Source organism: Dysgonomonas reticulitermitis, assembly GCF_054601275.1.
Window position 1 is genome coordinate 1 of sequence record NZ_BAAHWU010000049.1, and the last position, 21,811, is coordinate 21,811.

The 21,811-nt window shown below is 40.5% G+C and carries 16 protein-coding genes and 1 riboswitch; of the genes, 4 read left to right on the forward strand and 12 right to left on the reverse strand.

What is annotated here, in order from left to right; translation table 11 throughout:
* Positions 1–119: 119 nt before the first annotated feature.
* Entirely contained in the window at positions 120–719 is a 600-nt protein-coding gene (gene pnuC / locus ACYPZI_RS13130) for a nicotinamide riboside transporter PnuC (protein ID WP_459602334.1), read from the reverse strand.
* A gap of 65 nt (positions 720–784) precedes the next feature.
* Positions 785–3,007, reverse strand: a complete 2,223-nt coding sequence (locus ACYPZI_RS13135) for a TonB-dependent receptor (protein WP_459602336.1) — start codon at positions 3,005–3,007, stop codon at positions 785–787.
* Positions 3,008–3,111: 104 nt separating this feature from the next.
* A riboswitch (TPP riboswitch) is annotated at positions 3,112–3,208 on the reverse strand.
* Positions 3,209–3,396: 188 nt separating this feature from the next.
* On the opposite strand from ACYPZI_RS13135, the gene ACYPZI_RS13140 reads away from it, so the two are divergent.
* Positions 3,397–3,885, forward strand: coding sequence for a hypothetical protein (locus tag ACYPZI_RS13140; RefSeq protein ID WP_459602338.1), 489 nt, complete (start codon positions 3,397–3,399; stop codon positions 3,883–3,885).
* Positions 3,872–7,216: an ATP-dependent helicase gene (locus ACYPZI_RS13145; protein ID WP_459602340.1), complete on the forward strand. Its 3,345-nt coding sequence runs from the start codon at positions 3,872–3,874 to the stop codon at positions 7,214–7,216. The genes ACYPZI_RS13140 and ACYPZI_RS13145 overlap by 14 nt, the downstream gene beginning before the upstream one ends.
* Positions 7,217–8,111: 895 nt before the next feature.
* Here the strand turns inward: ACYPZI_RS13145 and ACYPZI_RS13150 are convergent.
* Positions 8,112–8,666 (reverse strand): hypothetical protein, encoded by a 555-nt coding sequence (locus ACYPZI_RS13150; protein ID WP_459602342.1) that lies wholly within the window; start codon positions 8,664–8,666, stop codon positions 8,112–8,114.
* Positions 8,667–8,926: 260 nt separating this feature from the next.
* Between ACYPZI_RS13150 and ACYPZI_RS13155 the strand changes: the two genes are divergently transcribed.
* Positions 8,927–10,120 (forward strand): anaerobic sulfatase-maturation protein, encoded by a 1,194-nt coding sequence (locus tag ACYPZI_RS13155; RefSeq protein ID WP_459602344.1) that lies wholly within the window; start codon positions 8,927–8,929, stop codon positions 10,118–10,120.
* A 17-nt stretch (positions 10,121–10,137) separates the two neighbouring features.
* Positions 10,138–10,998, forward strand: a complete 861-nt coding sequence (locus tag ACYPZI_RS13160) for an alpha/beta hydrolase (protein ID WP_459602346.1) — start codon at positions 10,138–10,140, stop codon at positions 10,996–10,998.
* Between the two features lie 83 nt (positions 10,999–11,081).
* On the opposite strand, the gene ACYPZI_RS13165 is transcribed toward ACYPZI_RS13160, so the two are convergent.
* The 9 genes from ACYPZI_RS13165 to ACYPZI_RS13205 all read right to left on the reverse strand — a co-directional run bounded on the left by ACYPZI_RS13165 (position 11,082) and on the right by ACYPZI_RS13205 (position 21,455).
* Complete coding sequence (locus ACYPZI_RS13165; RefSeq protein ID WP_459602348.1) at positions 11,082–12,089, reverse strand: GRP family sugar transporter; 1,008 nt, start codon at positions 12,087–12,089, stop codon at positions 11,082–11,084.
* A gap of 31 nt (positions 12,090–12,120) precedes the next feature.
* Complete coding sequence (locus ACYPZI_RS13170) at positions 12,121–13,686, reverse strand: sulfatase (RefSeq protein WP_459602350.1); 1,566 nt, start codon at positions 13,684–13,686, stop codon at positions 12,121–12,123.
* 47 nt (positions 13,687–13,733) lie between these two features.
* Positions 13,734–15,329, reverse strand: a complete 1,596-nt coding sequence (locus ACYPZI_RS13175; RefSeq protein WP_459602352.1) for an ADP-ribosylglycohydrolase family protein — start codon at positions 15,327–15,329, stop codon at positions 13,734–13,736.
* Positions 15,326–15,430 carry a T9SS type A sorting domain-containing protein gene (locus tag ACYPZI_RS13180; protein WP_459602354.1) on the reverse strand — a complete coding sequence of 35 codons (105 nt, stop codon included), beginning with the start codon at positions 15,428–15,430 and terminating at the stop codon, positions 15,326–15,328. Before ACYPZI_RS13180 ends, ACYPZI_RS13175 begins: the two co-directional genes overlap by 4 nt.
* 11 nt (positions 15,431–15,441) lie before the next feature.
* Positions 15,442–15,684 carry a hypothetical protein gene (locus ACYPZI_RS13185; protein WP_459602356.1) on the reverse strand — a complete coding sequence of 81 codons (243 nt, stop codon included), beginning with the start codon at positions 15,682–15,684 and terminating at the stop codon, positions 15,442–15,444.
* Positions 15,685–15,732: 48 nt separating this feature from the next.
* On the reverse strand, positions 15,733–16,665 hold the full coding sequence (rbsK, locus tag ACYPZI_RS13190; RefSeq protein WP_459602358.1) for a ribokinase: 933 nt from the start codon (positions 16,663–16,665) through the stop codon (positions 15,733–15,735).
* Positions 16,666–16,762: 97 nt separating this feature from the next.
* A complete protein-coding gene (locus tag ACYPZI_RS13195) occupies positions 16,763–18,340 on the reverse strand; it encodes an ADP-ribosylglycohydrolase family protein (protein ID WP_459602359.1) in 1,578 nt (525 codons plus the stop codon).
* 4 nt (positions 18,341–18,344) lie between these two features.
* Positions 18,345–20,009, reverse strand: a complete 1,665-nt coding sequence (locus ACYPZI_RS13200; RefSeq protein ID WP_459602361.1) for a sulfatase family protein — start codon at positions 20,007–20,009, stop codon at positions 18,345–18,347.
* Between the two features lie 12 nt (positions 20,010–20,021).
* The gene (locus ACYPZI_RS13205) at positions 20,022–21,455 is read right to left on the reverse strand and encodes a choice-of-anchor Q domain-containing protein (protein ID WP_459602363.1); all 1,434 of its coding nucleotides are present in this window, start codon (positions 21,453–21,455) and stop codon (positions 20,022–20,024) included.
* Positions 21,456–21,811 lie beyond the last annotated feature (356 nt).

The window sequence follows — 21,811 nt, forward strand, 5'->3', positions numbered from 1 at the left end:
CTCACAATCGTTATTTATCATCTCTCAAAGAACGCATTGCCAAATTCTGGCGACTATTTTCATCGGCGGACAGGCCGAATGAATTCATTAAAAATATTTGTGTAATTAATTTTTAGATATTATATAATAAAGATTTTTCTTTTCCAATTGAAGTAACCAAATATAGAAACGACGAAAAAGATAAAGAACAAAATGCCGGACATTATGTCGTGTTGCAGAAAAAGTAAGCAAGAAGATATTAAGTTTGCCGGTATAACTAATAACCATTGCTCTGCCCACTTTCGGGAAATCATCCATAAAGCGACAATATTAAGAGATGTAGTGAGTGAATCTCCAATAGTAATCACAGACTGATTTTCACTGAACTGATTCAAAATCAACCAAATAAAAACAAAGACAAGAACAACTGTAATAATAACAGGTAAAATATATCTTTTTTCCACATGAGATATTAGCTCCTCCCCTGTCTCTCTGTCTCTATTTCGTGTAACCCAAGCAATCCATCCATATACTGATGCAATCAAGAAGTAGACATAGATCGCCATACTTGCATATAGCTTAGTGGTATAGAATATATAAATATAAAATATTGCCATAACTATACTGGCAGCCCACATCCAGGCATTAGCCCGATATTCCAGAAAGAGGTATATCAAACCTATGACAGCCCCTATTATGCTTATCCGGTTATTTTCAATAAAAACGAATATATCTTCCATTTTCGCAATATTATTATGGAGTACCGAAGTATGGCTAATAAACGATACTCCATAAAATAACGGTTTTAAAATCTATATCTTATACGTCCCATCAGATTTGCTCCTGCCTGAGGATATACACCTTTGTATATTTCTCTACTGCCATCGGGAAAAGTATAAGGGTCTACCCATGCATTTGCATTGTATTTGATACTGGCCAGATTATTGATAAGAAACTGGAAGTCCAATTTTCCAATCTTCCGGATATCCAAAGAGTAAGATGCAATCATATCAGTAACCAGATATTCAGACAAGCGATTATCCGGATTCGATGTATTATCGTAATACATACTGCCAACATACTTATTTACGAATGAAAGGCTGAAGTCTTCTTTTTCAAAAGGTTTAAATGTCACACTAAAACTACCGACTGCCTTTGGTGAAAAGGAAATATCAGTTGATTTATAAAACTCTGTCACTTGCTTATATGGTATCAACGGGTCATAAGTATCAGGGTCATATACTGTGTAATAAGCCGTATAATTCTGTATTTTGTTTCGGCTCAAAGTGACATTCCCATCCAATTTCAACCAGTATGCCGGCGTATAAGCTATAGCCAGTTCTATTCCTGTACGATAGCTGTCAGGAACATTTTCTTGCAGTTTATAGCCCACATCGTTGAGTTTTCCGGTCTGAACAAGTTGATCTTTATATTTCATGTAATAGATATTTGCACTGAAAGCGAATACCGTATTCGTGTATTTATAGCCTAATTCGTAATCATACAGACGTTCGGAAGTTATGTCTCGCGCTCCCCCTCCTTTCAGAGATTCTTTCAGGTCGGAACGGAGCGGCTCCCTGTTGGATATGCCAAATGATGCATAGAGTTCGTTGTAATCGGCAAAACGGAGCGATAACCCAACCTTGGGATTTATAAAATTATAATAATTCTTATTCGTAAGATCAACAAGATCATCATCCAAACCCTTCATGCGATAGTCTATATAACGATCTTGAATCTCCGCGAAGAAAGACAAATTATCAAGCGGTCGGTATTCTGCTTTCAGGAAGAAGTTGGCATCTTGTTTTACAGCCGAATTCCGGTTCCATTCATACCCATCCGGAATATTTTGATTGTACTTTGCCCAAAGTAATCTACCATAATGATCTCCATCATAGTAACTATACATTCCTCCTAAGGTCAGAGCAAACTCATTTCTGTCATACTTCAGATTGAGGCCTCCCACATACAAGTCGTTCATCATTTGTTTTCGATGGATAACATCCGACTTTTTATACGTAACCCCATCGACTACTTGATTTTCAAGGCCGTAATTCGCAAACTTCCTACCGGTTTTATAATTTTCATAATATCCGTAACCATGATTATAACTCAGATTTGCATTTAAAGTCAAACTATGGGACAAATAGCGCGTATACAATAATTGTCCGATATTTGAGTAATAATTATCAGTCTCATTATCATAATACCGGGTGCGGCCGTTATCGTCCTTATACTCTCCGGCAGAGTTATAGCGTCTATCCACATCCAGCATGCTTGGGTCTATGCCTTCCCACGTAATTCCGGTATGTTGCACACCATCCATATAGATCAAACGGATAAGTTGTTTATCTGTATAATGGGATACAGCTGCATACAGATTTCGATGATCAACCTTTCCGTTTCGTATATATCCATCACTTTTCACATAAGAATAACGGGCATCGACAGACAAGCCATTTTTCATAATACCTGTTCCGGCAGCTCCCGATAGCAATAGAGTATTATACTGTCCGTATGCCGTCGACAAATCAGCATACGGTTTTGCCCTCCCTCCCAATGTTTGCATAGATATACTGGCTCCAAACGAGGCAGTTCCGTTGGTAGACGTCCCCACCCCTCGTTGCACCTGTATGCTTTGCAGAGAATTGGATAAATCAGGTAAGTTTACCCAATATACTTCCTGACTTTCAGGGTTATTTAACGGCATACCATTCAATGTGATATTGATACGGTTGGCGTCTGTTCCACGAATACGGAACGATGTGTTACCAACCGGTGTTCCACCCTCAGTGTAGGAAACGACTGACGGCAAAGTTTGAAGTAATGCCGGAATGTTTTTGGTAGCGTTTTCTTTTTTTATTTCACTCTCATTCATGTTAGATACCGCTACCGGGGCATCATTAGAAACACGTGTAGCAGAAACAACTACTGCATCGAGCTTGACAACTTTCAGGCTATCCGCCTGCTGAGCATGTAATCCGCCTGTCAATAAGATAGCAGATAAAGTAATAAATACCTTTTTCATTTAAAATACCATTTTTTGAACATACCAAAACATATGTCCTGATGTTAAACAAAAAAGGGGTTTTAATAAGATTATTTCCCGAAGTTTAAAATATGCATACGCGCGAAAAGCATAATTTCTACTCCCTACGCCGGTATTATCCGGATCAGGTATATGGGTATGATCTCAGCCCGTTCTATTAAGGCACCCCTAAGATTTCGTCGCAAAGATAATTATTTGCTTATAACTATGAACAAATTTCCTCAGTAAAAGTTTATCGTGTATATATTAATCATTAATTTTAGTTAAAAAGAACTTTTTTTGATGTGACGATGTTACAAAACGGAAAAAACAGAGTCGTATAAATAAATGGATAATAATATTAACTTTGTTGCTAAATTATAAATATTATGAGAAGATATAAAAACAAACTATTTGCGATTCTACTGAGTGTGTTAGCTGTAATCTCGTTTACGTCATGTGATGGTTATGAGTGGCGGGAAGCTCAATTAGTCAGATATTCAACAATTACAGCAGCATCAAATGGTGCAATAGTAGAAAACATAGCAGTTAATTACGACTTTGTAGAAGTTAGCGGACGTTACGACCGGATAGACGACATTCGATTCCATGGTGGATATATAGATATAAACACTAGAGATTACATTCGTGGATTTGATCTAAGACTCTCAAACTCTGACGCCTATTTATCGGTTGATGTGCTAAACAGTGTCGGAGGAAGACTTGAGGGTCGACAAGTTAACGATTTTCTAAATGCTGTAGTCGAAGTAGTTAGACGCAACGGATATGCTACTATATATGTAGATGGTACAGCCAGCAATAGAGCAAGTTTCGAGCTTGTTTTCTTTATTGATATCGATGCCTATGTTAGCTACTAACATAGACGAAATACAGGAAATAGATAATTCTTCATTATCCCTCAGGGATAAATATATTCAACTTAAGCGGATACTCGAAAGAAACTGCAAAGACATCACTACCGGTGAGTCTTTGCAGTTTCCTTCTTTATTTTCGCGCCTTGTCTTTATCTCTCAGAAATACAAATTACCCAAATTTTTAGAATGGCGTTTGCAAAATATACGGATAAAGACAAACTTCCTGCTTCGTAACGAAAACAACTTAATTTCTCCATATCAGTACCGGCAAGCAAAAGAAACTTTAGAAGCCTTTCTATTATTCCTGCAAGATGGAACATGTGAACTTCCAACCGAAGAAGAAAAACCCTCTCCTGCCGAAATCCCGTTAGACAGGATACGTGTTCAGGTCGTAGAATTAAACAAGGAAAAAGAAATCATTGTTTGCCAATCGGATATCTTGCCCGAAAACGTACTAAATGTGAAATATAACGTTTCGGCTATCAATGACATTTTTAATGAAACAATAGAACAATTGTGGATAGGAGCCCAACTTAATCTGATAGATATAAAGATTGATGAAAAAGGGCGCTACATCCCGGGAATGATTGTACTCGAACCCGACTATCTGATCGATGCCTCGGCTATGGCTGAATGTTTTCAATCCTATAGCAGTTCTTATCTCCATTATTTCCGCAGGAAGTTTGAACCAACGGCTAATACACATTATATATTGCTTGGTAATCTGGCTAACTTCTTTTTAGATGAACTTATTTATGCCGAAGATGCTGCAAACCTGACTTTTGAGGAATCGTTCCGGAAATCATTCCGGCTGATGCCTTTTGAATATTCGTCCTGCCCTGAAATACAGGATAACATTGCGTTTCGCGACTTTATGGCAAAAGCCCGCAAACAATTTGAGAATATCAGGCGGGTTGTTCTGAACGATATGCCGGCAAATGGATTCAATATATCCGATTGCACTTTAGAACCTTCCTTCTTTTGCGAAAAGTATGGTTTTCAGGGAAGGTTGGATTTACTTCAATTATCAGACAGCGAAACGGGCATAGATCGTATAATAGAACTAAAATCGGGGAAACCTCCTTATCCACCGGAAGATGTAACGAAGATAGCAACTAATCATGAAACCCAGACAGCGATCTACCGACTGATGGTTCAATCGGTATTCAACAAAGACCCACGACATATTTACCCGACTATTTTATATTCTTCGGCAGACAATCCGGGTGAGAATCTTCGCTTTGCCGCCGCTTACCGCCGGTTAGAAAAAGAAATAATTAATGCGCGAAATCGAATCATTGCTACAGAACACGATTTATACGTTGGCAATGTGGCCTCTGTTGAACAGATATTTCACAAATTATTTGACTTGGATAGCTACGGACAAGTTCCCCAGTTTTTTTCTGATAAGATAAATGAATTAAGGAAGATATTAGATAAAGCGACGGAACCGGAAAAAGCATATTTCTTTCGATATGTGAATTTTATCAGCCGCGAACTCTATCTGCAAAAGACAGGCGATGAAGGATACGACCCGGCAATGAGTGTTTCCGCTTTATGGAATACCACATTCGGGGAACGCAGAGATGCTTTGGAGTTAATAGCCAATCTGGAGATAGAAAATATCGACGATAGCGGACGGGATATGACAATCCGTTTTCGTCGCGATGATTCAGGCGATTGTGTCAATTTTCGCGAAGGTGAAATATGCATCTTATACCCGAAGCAGAGCGATAAAGACTCTATCCTGACGAATCAGATACTGAAAGGAACAATAGTAGAAATATCCGCGACGCACGTTCTACTGAGATTCCGTTACAAACAAAGAAACCATCGTATTTTTGATCGTTACCGTTACTGGACAGTAGAGCACGACAAGCTTGACCATACTTACAATGCCATGTTTAAAAGCTTGTTTGCTTTTCTTTCTGCTCCTGCTGATAAAAAAGAATTGCTTTTAGGTTTAAGAGAACCCGTTTCGACTGATAAATATCCTACTAAAGATAATCTGACCAAAGAAGAAAAACAAAAAAACGTTATTGAGAAAGCATTAGCCGCTGAAGACTATTTCCTCATCGTTGGGCCCCCCGGAACAGGTAAAACTTCCATATTTGCCCGTCAGTTAATAGAACGGTTTTATGCCGGTGAAAATGTCAATATTCTTGTCATGGCATATACAAACCGTGCCGTCGACGAGCTTTGCGCTTCTATATCTCAAGCCTTTTGTGAAGATGAAACGATTTGCGATAAATATATCCGTATTGGCTCGGAGCTTTCCTGCGGAGAAGCATACCGCCGGCGTCTGTTGCAAAATATATCGCATAACGCCAATAGTAGGAAAGAATTATTGGAGACAATCGGCTCTACACGCATCTTCGTCGGTACGCTCGCATCCATAACGGGCAAACCGGAATTATTAGGTCTGAAAAAATTCGACGTAGCCATCATAGATGAAGCATCTCAGATCCTGGAACCGCAAATTATCGGATTATTGCCCTTGTTCGATAAGTTCATTATGATCGGCGATCATAAACAGCTATCCACAATAACCTTACAAAACGAAAATAAATCGAAGGTCTCGGAAGAAAGGCTTAATGCCATAGAACTGTACGATTGCCGTGAATCTCTTTTCGAACGGTTATTCCGCATTGCAAGCAAAAAAGAATGGACACATACTTACGACACATTGACCTATCACGGACGCATGCACGAAGATATAGCTTTGCTGGTAAATACTCCGTTCTATGACAACATACTTAAAGTTGCCACCGACAGACAAAGCGCGCCTCTAAGGTATGAATCCTTTGATGATTCTGATAAATTCCAATCGCTGATAGCTACCCGGCGGGTTGCCTTTATTCCTGTACGAACCATTGACGACTCTAATTTATCGAATAAGGTTAATTCGGCAGAAGCCGATATTGTTGTATCTCTATCCAAGTCTTTACTTGATTTGCACAAAAGAAACGGAATAAACTTCGACACAAGCAGGGCGCTTGGTATTATAACCCCTTATCGTAACCAGATCGCATTAATCAGGCACAAACTGGAGGAAACTGAAATCCCCGAATTCAAAAATATTATGGTAGATACGGTCGAACGGTATCAGGGAAGCCAGCGCGATGTTATTATTTTGTCTTTTTGTTTCAACAGACCTTATCAATTAGGATACTTTAGCAATATGAACCAGGAAGGCACTGTGGATCGCAAATTAAACGTAGCTCTGACCCGCGCCAGAGAACAATTGTTTTTAGTGGGAAACGATCATATTTTAAATTTAAATCCAATCTATAGGGAGATTCTTAGGACAGGGCAAAAAAAAATGAAAAATTAAAAATTAAAAATGAAGAATGGCGCGAAGCGATGAAAGCTTATAACCCGTACCCGCAACTGACTTGTAACGATATTGTCCGGCGCTGGTTTTATCTATAGATATAGTGATAATTTGAGAATTAGCGAATTTGAAACAACGTTCAACGGAACGAAGTGTAGTTAAAATTAGCAAATGGCGCGAAGCGGCAATAACAGTCAACAGTCATCAGCCATCAGTCAACAATGGTGCGAAGCGACAAAGGCTATAAGCTAACAGCTAATGGCTAATTGAGTGTGGAGTTTTGTTACATTTTAGTTAAAAAGTTACGAGTAGACGAGGTACGAGGTACAAGTTGTTGACTGCTGACTGTCGCACGTCATTGCGAGGGTTTACCCGAAGCAATCCATTAATAATCAATACTCTGGATTGCTTCACTCCGTTCGCAATGACGAAAAGGTCGACTGTTTACTGACTACTAACTACTGTTTACTGTAGAAGTTTGTTACTTTTTAGTTAAATTCTGGTTTGTCATGCTGACGATAGGAAGCATCTCCTGTCTTTCGGGGATCGGAATCCTTCCCTGCGGTCAGGATGACAAAGAGGGTAGCCGCGCAAGCAAGGGGCTAACGGCTAAAAGCTAAAAAATAACTGTGGAGTTTGTTACTTTTTAGTTAAAGGTAATATCCCCATCTAACTAACTGAAACACAATATTTATATAAAAACAGGTAACGAACAAGTAACGTTGTTAACGCACTATCCTGCTGTATTTTGCATGACGACAAATAACTCATTTTTCCTGTCAAAGGTATGGAAAAAACCATGAATTTAGCAATCAGATAATCCCTTATTTACGAAAATACCCTGCACACAGTTTTTTTGCTGTTGCAGGGTATATTTCAGGATAAGGCAGTAGTATCAGGCGGCAGCTTCCCCATATGCCGCTTCCATGATTTCTCCGTCATCGTCCGGTACTTCACCGATTTGGGCTTGTTCGGGTAGTCCGGGGTACAACGGTATATCATCCATATCCGGATTGTCGAACGTTTCCGGTTCCGGCGCGTATTCCCCTGTTGCTGTTTCAACATCCGGTGCAGATGTTTCTTCGCTTCCTGTTATCGCCGGAAGAGTTTTTGCTTCTGCTCCTTCCGCATTGTCGCTGTTATACGGCTGCAACTGTAGTATCCGCTCTTCTATCCGCTCATGCTTTTTCCGGTAAGCTTCATTACACTGCTGCTTTATCCCGGTAACCTTGTCAGGGAAATGTGTCGCCACGAATTCGAGCAACAGCCTGGATTTGAGGCAGTCGCCGGAAGCCTGCGAAAGGGCATGGATGATAAAGTCCCTGCGCAGGACGTTCTCCTGCTCTATGGAACGGAAGGCTACCAGTTCCAGCTTCTCCTCGTCTGTAATCGCCTGCCTGTTTTCAATGCCGAACGTATCATAATTCTCCCTGCGCAGGAAGGCCAGCATGATAAAGTAAAGCAGTTCCTGCTCGCGCGGTGAAAAGTCTTTCGCGGGAATAACGCTTTCTTTTACATAGCGCTTTATTCCCTCTACGCCTTTTTCGATAGCTATCTCCTTGTTGCGTATATCATAGCCTGCTATCAGGTGGCATAGGTATGAAAATAATTATATATTTTTAACGAACTGTTGATGCAATTGAACAGAATAATGCTTATACTTATATTTTATAATATCATTCATAATATCATTTTTTATTCTATTGAATTATGAACACCCTGAATTTTGCAACACCTTTTGCGAAACCCTTATATCTAATGCTTAAGCCTGTCGGTGCGGCATGTAACCTGAGATGCAAATACTGTTATTATCTTGAAAAAAAAGAATTGTATCCTGATGACAACCAGTATATAATGTCCGATGAACTTCTGGAACGTTTTATCAAGCAATATCTGGAGTCGCAAACTATGTTGCAAGTGCTTTTCACATGGCATGGTGGTGAGCCGTTGATGAGGAGTATTTCTTTTTATAAGAAAGCGTTGGAATTACAGAGAAAATACGGACGTGGACGACAAATTGATAATAGTCTGCAAACCAACGGCACATTACTGACCGATGAGTGGTGCCGCTTTTTTAAAGAAAATAATTTCCTGATCGGAATTTCAATGGATGGACCGCAACATTGCCATGATAAATACCGGAAAGGAGCTAATAACGGGCCTTCGTTCTACAAAGTCATGCAAGGGGTATCTTTATTGAAAAAGCATGGAGTAGAATTTAATATAATGGGTGTAGTGAACGACTATAATGTTGATTACCCACTCGAATTCTATAATTTTTTCAAGTCTATGGATTGCCGTTTCATACAATTTACCCCGATTGTAGAACGTATAAACGGGGAACCTACTCCGTGGAATGTCCCTGCTTCTAAGTGGGGTGATTTTCTTATCGCCATATTCAACGAATGGGTGAAAAACGATGTAGGACAGTTTTATATTCAGTATTTCGATTCTACTCTGGCAAATTGGGTAGGAGAAAGCCCCGGAGTATGTACACTTGCCCGATATTGCGGATATGCGGGAGTTATGGAGTTCAACGGAGATGTATATAGTTGCGATCATTTTGTATATCCCGAATACAAATTAGGCAATATAAAGCACCGGACATTAACGGAAATGATGTACTCTTCTCAACAAGTAAAATTTGGCCAGGATAAATATGATAAACTTCCCCGGCAATGCAAGGAATGCGATGTGTTATTTGCTTGTCACGGAGAGTGTCCCAAAAACAGAATCATAAAAACAAAAGACGGAGAGGAGGGGTTGAATTATCTGTGCGAAGGTTATTATAAATTTTACAAGCATGTAGCACCCTACATGGATTTCATGAAAAAAGAACTTGATGCACAGAGGGCTCCTGCTAATATTATGCAATACCTTCGGGAGAAAAATGCTATGATATAGATTTCAAGACAAGATATATGAAAAATAAATGGAAGATATTGTTCGTATTGGTATTGTTTTCAAATGCTTTTTCTGCTCAAAACAATATCGAAGTCGTCGAATATACTTATAAAAAAAACGATGAAGTCAATCTTAAACTTCAGGTTTTCAATCCTGAAAATTTAAACTCTGAAAACTCATATCCTGCTATAATATTTTTCTTCGGTGGTGGTTGGCAAACCGGCACACCTCAGCAATTCGAGCCACAAGCACAATATTTTGCAAGTCGTGATATAGTTTCTATTTTAGCCGATTACCGTACCGAATCGAAAAACGGAGTAAGTCCGGATGAATGTGTGAAAGATGCCAAAGCGGCTATCCGATATATACGGAAGAATGCCGCGGAATTGAATATTGACCCTGACAGGATAATCGCATCCGGTGGTTCTGCCGGTGGGCATCTGGCTGCTGCGACAGCTCTGTGCAAAGGCTTTAATCATAGTGATGATGACTTGTCTATAAGTGAACATCCCAATGCTTTGGTGTTATTCAATCCGGTAGTTGATAATTCGGAAGAGGGGTACGGTTATGAGCGTGTCTCTGAATTTTTTCCTGCAATATCCCCATTACATAATATTGCCGAAGGCGTACCTCCGAGCTTGATCCTACTCGGCTCGAAGGACAAACTTGTTCCAGTAAGAGTCGCGGAAGAGTATAAAAAAAGGATGGAAGACGTAGGTTCACGTTGTGATGTAATCATATATGAAGGGGAAGGGCACGGATTCTTTAACTATAAAAAAGAGAAGTCCGAAATGTATATCCGTACACTTTATGATGCTGATATCTTTCTCGAATCGCTGGGTTATCTGAAAGGAGAACCAACAATTGGGATTAATTGAATACATAAAAATATGGCTGTATACCATTGCGATCACAGCCATAACACTTAAAAAAGTATATTACTATCCTCAAGAAAATAATATCAATTCGAACCTGACAAAACAATAAGGCTAAGACCACATATAAAGAATATAAACATCAGTGTTAAAAGGGTATTAACTACTTTAGGTGAACCCTTGAACTCTTTCCAGATGAATAATCCCCATATAACGGCTATCATTGGAGCTCCTTGCCCGAGTGCGTACGAGATTGCCGAACCGGCTTTTCCTGCCGCGATATAACTGAACAATGTACCCAAAGCCCAGATACAACCGCCCAAAACACCTACTATGTGAGTTCCGGTCGAGCCTTTAAAATATTCGCTGTAACTTACAGATGTTCCCACAAATGGTTTTTTCATAACCAGCGTATTGAAAAGGAAGTTGCTCACAAATACTCCTACCGCAAACACAAAGAAGGCAGTGTAAGGAGTGATCATTCCAGTCGTTGGCGATTCGAAATTGTTCAAATCCATTGCCGAGGCAACAAAGCGGTAGAAAAATGACATCAGAATACCGGCAACAGCAGCCAGATAAATACCTTTTTTAGCGGACTTGCTTGTACCTCCCGAATCTTTCTTTCCGGCGGCAACGCCATTCAGGACGATAGCTACGACGACCAGAGCTACTCCTATAAATAAGAATACCGGGTCGCCTTTGGGTGCCCCGAAGTAATTAATAAATACACCTAGCACAAGAGCCAGACCGACACCCAAGGGGAATGCTACAGCCATTCCGGCTATGGATACAGCTGCTGCTAAAAGAATATTGGAGGCATTGAAAATAATACCGCCTACAACTGCACTAAGAAGATTCGATGAATCTGCTTGTTGTAAATCTTCTAGGAAACTACGTCCCGAAGTACCTATGCTTCCTAATGTGAAAGCCATGACAATGGAGAAAAGCAGGATTCCTATCGTATAATCCCAATAGAAGAGCTCATATCTCCATGTCTTACTTGCTAATTTTTGTGCGTTACCCCACGATCCCCAACAAATCATAGTGATAATACAAAACAAAATTGCTAAACCATAACTATTGACTATAAACATAACATATTGATTTTTAGTTAATATTTCACTTTTATTGTGCGACCTTATATTCCGGATTCGGTTCCATCATTTTAGCATTTACCTGTTTTCTCCAGTTGTGAAGCATCTCACGTAATTCATTAACCTTATCAGGTTCGCATGACACGAGGTCGTGTTGTTCTCCGATATCGTCTTTCAGATTAAATAACTGAACGGTATTGGTTTCGAAGTATTCAAGCAATTTATAATCGCCGCAACGGACAGCTCCTCCCGGGCTTTGCATTCCGTGATTGCTATAATGAGGAAAATGCCAGAAAATAGCATCACGACCGATCTCTGTCTCACCTTTCAACAGGGGAGTGATACTCACTCCATCAGCTTCAATTTCGCACCTTGCTGGAATATTCAGCATATCCAGAATAGTCGGAAGAAAGTCCGGTCCTGTAACGGGAACATCACAAACTACATTTTGTAATCCCTTACCCGGCCATTTTACAATCATCGGTACACGAATACCTCCTTCATAATTCCAGCCTTTAGCTCCACGCAGTGGTAAATTGGAAGTTGAAAACGCTTTATCCAGATTCTTTTCTTTAATTACACGCTCCGGATTAAAGAAATTGGCTGCCCCCATTCCTCCGTTATCAGAATAAAAAATTACAATGGTGCGGTCGTCTATACCCAATTCTTCCAATTTGTCGAGTACACGTCCGAGGCTTTCGTCCATACTTTCGACCATGCCTGCAAATTCCACATTATCCTGATGCTGTTTAATATGTACGGTACGATCAGCGAAAATCCGATAATCGTCATATTTTTGATGTAGCACATTATCAACCGGTGTACCCGGGTTTCCTTCGAATATGAAAGCAGGGCTTTGAGGAGCCGACATATCAGCCAGTTTTTTCTTATATTTTTCCACTAAATCGGGACGTCCTTCAATCTGGTCATGTACCGCAAAGTGTGACAAGTATAAAAAGAAAGGTTGGTCTTTGTTTGCCTCAATATATTTCAGAGCCTCGGTTGTGAGTCGATCAGTCAGGTATTCACCTTCCGATCCATCTTCGAGGCCTTCCAATCCGTATGGTGAAAAATAACCTTTATTGGGCCATCCTTTATTCCATCCCGAAGGTACATGATAATCGAATCCCTGTTTTTCTATTGACTGCGGATCTTCTCCCAGATGCCATTTTCCGTAAATGGCTGTCTTGTAACCGTTTTTCTGAAGAACTTTCGGAATAGTAGCGACATTGTAAGGCAGATGTTGATTGATTTCTACATTCTTCAATTTCTGGAACGGAAAATCACGCCTGCCGGGAAGCCAGTCTGTGAGGTTGATCGAAGCAGGATATTTTCCTGTCAATATACTTGCCCGCGAAGGAGAACTTACATGGCACGATGCATAAGCACCGGAGAAGCGAACTCCTTCCCGGGCAAAGCGGTCGATGTTGGGAGTTTCATAAAAACTGCTACCGTAGCAACCTATATCTGCCCAACCCAGATCGTCTACCAGAAAGAAGACCACGTTCATAGGCTTTTCTTCTTCTTGCCTAGATTGTGCTATTCCTGTACCCAGTAAAGCTACGGCTGCAGTCGATATAAATAGTTTTTGGTTCATCTTGATAAATTTAAATTATTTTCTGAACGTATATGTCTTTGTTTCAATTACAGTTTTATTTCATACGGTTTGTCTCCATATATAATGGCATGGAAATACTCTATTTGAGCAAAATCAACCGGATTCAGGATTTTTATAACCACTTTGTGTTTACCTATCGGTAACTGATAATGCCAGAACGGGGTAAATCTCCGTTTGCTGATTTCGGTCGGAAGTTTTGCTTTTTCAACTAATTCACCGTCTATATACATCTCGGTTTCAAATACATGATTCTTTTTGTATTCCTTCCCATCGGGAGGAGCTGCCAACGCAAAACCGATTCCTTCAAATTCGAATACAATCTCATTATTGATTGTTTTAGGAATTACTTTTCCTGTCGGATAATGTCCTTCAAAAGCTACTTCGAGAGGAATAGGTTTCGCTTCCTGCAATTGGATTACCACTTCACTGTCTTTTACCTCACCGCCGTTTCTCTTAATCATGGCTTCGGCGTGCCGGTACGACATATCATAGGCATCGAGTAATGAAATGGTCGTTCCCATGAACGGAAGTTTTTCTACTTTGTCGAGTCCTTGCAACCAGAATTCGGGAATATTTTTGAAGCCTACGATAGAAGCCAGCACCGCACCTGCAGTAGCTGGGTTACAGTCGGCATCGTCCCCGCAACGGGTCGCTATTTCGAATGTACGTGTGAAATCTCCGTCACCGTATAATAACCCCATAACTACCCATGCCGCATTGATTTTGGCATCGATATTGAAAGGCTGGAAAACACCTAGAGGAGAACCGATATCTGAAGACCATTTCCTGCTGGTTTTGAACCAAGTGGATTTCCAATCGACAGGGTTTTCTTTATGCCATTTAATAACATCATTGATACATTGTGCAAACTTGCTTTCGACCGGAATTACCGCTATTGCTTTTTCGACAATCGATTCAATATCTGCCGGATCGTTGGAAGTCAAAGCATAGGAATACAGGGCAGCAACAAACACACCTCCGTAATAACCGTCACCGTAATTCATAATATGCCCTACTTTGTCACATACCTCGATTGCAGAATTGACCATACCCGGAGACATCAGGCCTGCAAAGTCAGCCTCGATCTGGAAGTCGATATCATCGGCACACGGATTATTCAGCCAATGTCCTGATTGGGGAGGTATAAGCCCGTTCTGAATATTATATCTGGCAGTCTGGTTGGCATACCATAACTTATAATCAGCATTGGCAAACGATTCGGCAAATGCCTGAGCCGGTGCATCCACTCCCTGTTCTTCAATCACTTTCATGAAAGAAAGATCCATATAAATGTCGTCATAAGTACCCGGTCTTTCTCTGTATTCTACCCACATAGCCGAATCGTTCCATTCCAGTTTTTGGTAATCCTGAACCATCGTGGTATTATATTTAAACTCGGCCGGTAGTCCGAATGTGACACCGATAGTCTGAGCAGCCCAGGCCCCCTTTATCTTATCTTTCAACAGTTCTTTCGAAATAGTAACGGTTTTCTCATGGTTGGTTGTACCTTCTGTTTTGGGAGAAGGAGAACATCCGACAATGAATATAGCAAATAAAATAATCAGGCTTTTCACGGATATTGTTTTTCTCGATTTTAGAAAGGTTCTTCGTTCGCACTTCATTTCTTCACAAATTTTATTTGGTTATTTTCATCTATCTTGATAATATAAACTCCCGGATTGAGTTTCGAAACCTCTACTTGTGTTCCTCGTCCCGACAGCATCACTTTTCCATTCAGAGAATATACTTTATACCGGGTATTTTCAGGAATAATTTATAAGAAGTAGTTCCGTTGATTCCAGACGAGGCGTCAAAAGTAGTCGTGAGGTTAGTCTTTCCGGGAACTCCGGTCCAGTTCAAATTCTCCATATCACCTGAAAGGATAAAGTTATAAGTCTGTGCCTGCGTATAACTAAAGAGGAAAATACCACAAAGCGTAATCAATACAATTCTCAAAAAGCTTAAGTTTTTTTCCATGGCTATATGAATTAAATAATTAAAAGTCTTAATCTTTAAGGAGCTTCTTTATTTTACCGCAAACTCTACGTTCTTTCGCAGAAAATCGGCTGCTTCATCTTCTGTCGGAATAGAGGGTTGGGCTCCCATCCGTGTAACGCAAATGGCTGAGGCAGCCGTTGCAAATTGTAGTATTTGTTCCCAACTTTCGCCCCGAGCTAATCCCGTAGCCAATGCTCCGCAGAATGTATCGCCCGCAGCTGTAGTGTCCACCGCTTTTACGCAGAATGCCGGAACAGAATAGAATTCCTCTGCGTTTTTCAACATACAGCCCTGTTTGCCTAATGTCAGCACAACCGTTTTAGCGCCTAGCTGCAACAAGCGGTCTACTATGGCTTCTTCACCTATTTCATCGATTTTTTCTCCAGAGATACTTTCCGCTTCGGTTTCGTTCACTACTAGAATATCGACCATTTTTATCAACTCTTCGTCCAAAGGCCGTGCCGGAGCTACATTGAGCATTATCGTCTTGTGCTGTTTATAAGCGATTTCGCAAACTGTTTTTATCGTATTATACGGAATTTCCATTTGCATTATTACTATATCACAGGCTGCAATATCGTCCTCTATCTTGCTGATGTAATCGGGAGACAGCATATTGTTAGCTCCCGGCGTAATCACTATACAATTCTCTCCGTTTTCATCTACCAATATGATTGCTGTTCCCGAGGGAGCATCTTCCACAAGTAAAGCAGAGGAGGTATCCAAGCCTGTTTCCCTGAAATATTGTAATGTATTCTTACCGTTCGCATCTGTCCCCAAGCAGGTGATAAATTTTACATCGCCTCCCAGTTTGTGTGCTGCCACCGCCTGATTGGCTCCTTTACCTCCCACGACTTGCAGGAATGACTTTCCGACAATCGTTTCTCCTGCGGTTGGAAATTTTTTAACTGTTGCTGTCAAATCTGTGTTTGAACTCCCAACTACTAATATCTTACGCATAGCTTATTATTTTAGAGTAACTTGCTGAAAATCTTTAAGAACTGCCTTTCCGGAAACAGGCATTTTTTCTTTTTCGGACTTTCTGTTATTTTTTTAACTATCTATGTTTATGCTTTTTTTGAGGTTTTCCGGAAAATACAACAGCACTCTCCAAAAGAATATCCGCTCCGTCTACGGGATTCAGCCACTTCATCTCAAACCGATGTGTAGCATCCGGTAATTCGAAACCCCAAAATATTTCTGTACTACGGGTGGTGAAACTCAATGGTAATTTCATGCTTTTGTATTTTTTACCATCCAAATAGAAATCAACCTCGGCAACATAATCTTCGAATTTGTTTTTATTCCCGGTAATCTTTCCGTTGATGATTACACCATTTCCGTCAAACTCGTATGATTTAAATTCTCTGGCGGAAATACCTTTTTCAGAAGGTTCGGTCGAAAATTGAGGATTTCCGAAAACTTCCCTTTTTATCGGTATACGGTTCACCGGATTTTGTTCCAATCTTACCGCTTTCGGCGTTTGCACTTGGATAGTAACTTTATCACCGTCGATTTTTCCGTTATTCCGTTCAATCATTTCCAAGGCATGCTTAAATCCTATACGGTAAGTCTCATTCAGAGACATGGTAGTATATTTGAAATCAATATCTTCGGCTTTCTGTAAAGGGTTCAACCAGTAATCGGGAATATTGTCATAACCCATGATTGTTCCCAAGATGCCGGCACTTGTAGCCGGATTGCAATCCGAATCCTGTCCGCAACGGGTCGAGATATCCATCGTTTTATAAAAATCACCTTTCCCGTAAAGCAAGCCGATAATTACATATGCCGAATTGACTGTTGCCTCGATATTGAAGGCCAGATGAACCCCTTTAGGACAATCTTCTTCCCAATTGGCATTTTCGATTTCGAACCAGACTTTCTTCCAGTCGTCGGGATATTTTTTACATAAATCGAGCGTTTCCTTCATCCGCTTGTAATAGTTACTTTCTTGCGGAATGGCTTTTAATGCTTCATGAACGATAAACTCAATATCATCGGAAACGAAAGCCAACGCGTACATCGCTGCCATATAAACACCTCCGTACCAGCCATCCCCGTAATTCATAATATGACCGACCTTGTCACAAATTTTGGACGAGCTGTTCACCATTCCGGGAGACATCAATCCAGCAAAATCGGCTTCTATCTGGAAATCGATACAATTGGAGTGGGGGTTATTTCGCCAGTGACCCGATTCGGGCGGCATTACTCCGTTCAGAATGTTATATCGTGCAGCCTGATTGGCGTGCCACAACATAAATTCTGCATTGGCAAAAGCATAAGCAATAGAATCGACAGGTGTATCAAGACCAAGGCGTTCGAAGACATCGACAAACGTCAGGTCCATATATACATCGTCGTACAATCCGGGGTAATACTCCTGATACCACTTTACATAATTTTCATTCCAAGGAATATCGATATACTCGGGAATGAGCCGTCCGAGGTATTTAAATTCGGTCGGACCTCCATAAGTCACACCGATGGTTTGTCCTGCCCATCCGCCTTTTATCTTATTTTCAAGTTCCTTTTTCGTAAAAGTAACTTGCGCAGGAAGTTTATCTTTCGAAAAAACTTTTATAGAAAAAAACAAAAGCAAAAGGACTGTAAATACTGTAAATTTTCTCATATTTTTATTTTTGTTTGGCTTCACTTTTCGTGTTTGAGCGAACCTGTTCGATAATTTTTACCATCTCTGCTACTTTTTCGGGCATATCATTGCACAGATTACTATTTTCTGAAATATCATTGTTAAGATCAAATAAGCGGGGCACTTTATCACTCGGTATGCCCGGATAATATGTTTCAGGCCAACGATGTGACTGAGCCGACTCGATATACTTCCATCCGTCCTTAATCATAATCAGTGCTCCACTTCCCCCGCCTGCCAGTGTTATCGTCTTTCTTACTTGTGGTGCTTTAGCGTCGAGAAGATTGGGTAAGAAACTGTAACTGTCTTCACCTTCGTTTTCTTTCAACTGTTCTCCCATCAAATCGGAAAAAGTACCCATAATGTCACTTGCGCAGATTATATTGTTATTGACCTTTGCAGGTTGTACCTTATCCGGCCAATGTACGATGAAAGGTACGCGTAAACCACCTTCTGACGGGTCTTGCTTAAATCCGCGGAAGTCCCCCGAAGAATTATGGTCATAAGTTATCCATCCGTTTTTCCAGATGATATTTCCTTTTTCGTTGATATATTCGGGTTGATAGTTACCGAAGTATTCCTGATATTCTGGATAACCTTCGTCTTTGTATCGGTTAATCCATACGGCAGGATCTCCAGGACGCGGCCCATTGTCGGAAGTAAATATCAGTAAGGTATTATCGTAAGCATTATTGGCTTTCAGGGCTTTTATTACTTCGTTCACCGTCCAGTCGAGTTCAACGACAATGTCTCCTCGTAATCCCGCCTGACTTTTTCCTTTGGTAAATGTCGGCAAACAAGGACGGTGTATAGCACTTGTCGGGAAATACAGGAAAAGCGGTTGTTCTTTATTATCGGCAAAATGTTTATTTATTACATCCACCGCCTTACGCGTAAGTACCTGATTTATGGTGTGCATATCCCAATCGGGAGCCCTTTGTACGTTTTCGGGAATAAAGTCATACGGTTTCTGATATTCGGATGGGGCATTCAATACCTTGTCATTCTCAATGAGAACCCAGGGCTGCATATTATTCGATCCCGCTATCCCGAAGAAATAGTCGAATCCTCGCTCTATCGGACCGCCTGTTATCGGTTTTGAGAAATCTATGTATTCCTGTAAATTATCCTTAGGTGAGTTGAAAACGTTTTCTCTTGGATTTGCAGGTGCTTTGTCATTCACAGCCCATTCCAACCCCAAGTGCCATTTTCCCACACAAGCGGTGTAATAGCCATGTCGTTGGAGTAGGGAGCCGATGGTAGTTCGTTCGGGTTCAATAAGTGGTTCTTCATAGTTTTTCAGAACGCCGTATTGCAAACGAGTTCGCCATGGGTAACGTCCTGTGATCACACTGTACCGCGAAGGAGAACTCAGAGACGACGAAACGTAGGCATTAGTGAAACGCATTCCTTCCGAAGCCATCTGGTCAAGTACAGGAGTCTGTATCTTGGTGGCTCCATAACAGCTTAAGTCTCCGTATCCTAAATCGTCAGCAAGGATAAGAACTATATTAGGTACCTGTTTATCTTTTTTAGGAACATCGCTTGTTTGTCCCCATGAAGCTGCTGTTGACATTCCTAGAAGTCCCAGCATGTATGCTTTCGGAGATAATACAGGGTATAATTTTTCAAATATTTTTGTTTCCATGATTAACTCAATTTAATCTACTTTGTATTCGAATGCGCCGATATCAGGAATCTCTCCTTGAGGAATAGGGATTCCCGCAAAATCTTCTTCATATCCCAGATTCAAACCTTTGTCGCGGGCGGGACTTCCGATCGTAATCGAAAAATCAGATGGTTCGTTCCCTTTAGCATAATTGGTCAACAGAGGATCGACAATAATGTATGATTCTCCCGGTCCTTCTTTTCCCATAATCAGTTCGCCTGATGCCGCGTAATACAGGTTATTCTCTATGATATTATTCGGCGTGGCTGTGCCTTTTTTCCCCACATTAAAAATGATAATATCGTTTTCAACGACTACTATATTATTTTTGATCGAGGTTTTCGAATTATTCTGGGTAATGTTAAATACACCCCAATCATTCACATTTCTTTTCCTCCGTATGATGGTATTATTTTCGATGCGGCAATCTGCACCGCGCCACATAGCAACGAATTGTTGGTAATCGTCACTTACATTTTGATAGATCCGGAAATTAGAATATGGCGGATTTTGATCGACATCAGTCCACGTCACCTCTATAAATCCCTGACAATCGCGACTGTAATTGTGATGAATGGAAATATTGGATTTAGGTACTCTTGCATCATCTATTTCGATTGCTCCTCCATCGGCTCCGCCTCCATAGCTGTTGGCTCCCCAGGTAATACGAGGATCGACAACACTGTAATTGAAAATGCGATTGTAGCATACCTCCTGATAATCGCCTCCCAGCCAGATGCCGATAGGCCCCCAACCCCATTCTTTCAATAAGCGGTTGCAATCGTGAATGTAATTATTCTCGATAAGCGCATACTCACCATAACTTTTTATACCCACGCCACAATCAAATATCTCATTATTGCGAACAATGCAGTACTTAGCTGTTTTATCAATATAAATAGCTCCCAGTTCCCACATCGTAGTAAAACCGCCGACAGTCGAAGGTAATTCGGCTACTGTATGGTGGCAATACATATTCTCAACCAGAATGTAACTTCCTATCAACCTGATACAGTTTCCGAAGTTATTTTTTTCTGTATCGAATACAGAATTAGTAAATGACGGTGCCGGCAAGCCTGAATCTCCGTAGTCGGTTACAGTTATATAATTATCCCGGGTTCCCGAGCTGTTGATATATAAAGTCCCTGCGAACTCTGAGCCACGTTTAAGACAGATACTGTCACCGGGAAGAAAATTCATATTTCCTGCTTTTTCGAGTGAACGCCATGCCTTATCTTCTGATAATCCGGAATTTTCATCATTTCCGTTTTTCGAATCGACGAAATAGGTTGCCGATTTCGGGTTCTCATTAGGAGAAGACTGATTATTCCTGTTGCAACCATACAATACAAAAATGCTTACCGATAAAAGAATCAGCAATACTTTGCATTTTTCTGATATTTTGTATTTTTCTGATTTCGGCATAAGGTTTTATTTAGGTACGGATTACATTTTTGTTTTAGATATCGGGATACCGGGTTACTCCTTGAGTCTTATCATAATAGGAAGCATTCTACTCTATTGACCAAATAATAATCAGTTAATAATCCGGATTCTCCACCATATTAGGATTCTCGGCAACTCTTTTCACTCCGAGAGGCAAATAATAGTTACGCTCTTGGTATGTTCTGGCAATGCCTTCTGCATTTGTTAATAGTTAAAAAATAAATATCTTCACCGGTTAACATAAACACAAATTAGTAGTTCTACCTGAAAGGTTATATTGGACATCAATGAGGATTAACGTTGTCTCCATCTAATTATTACACAATTCTTCCTTA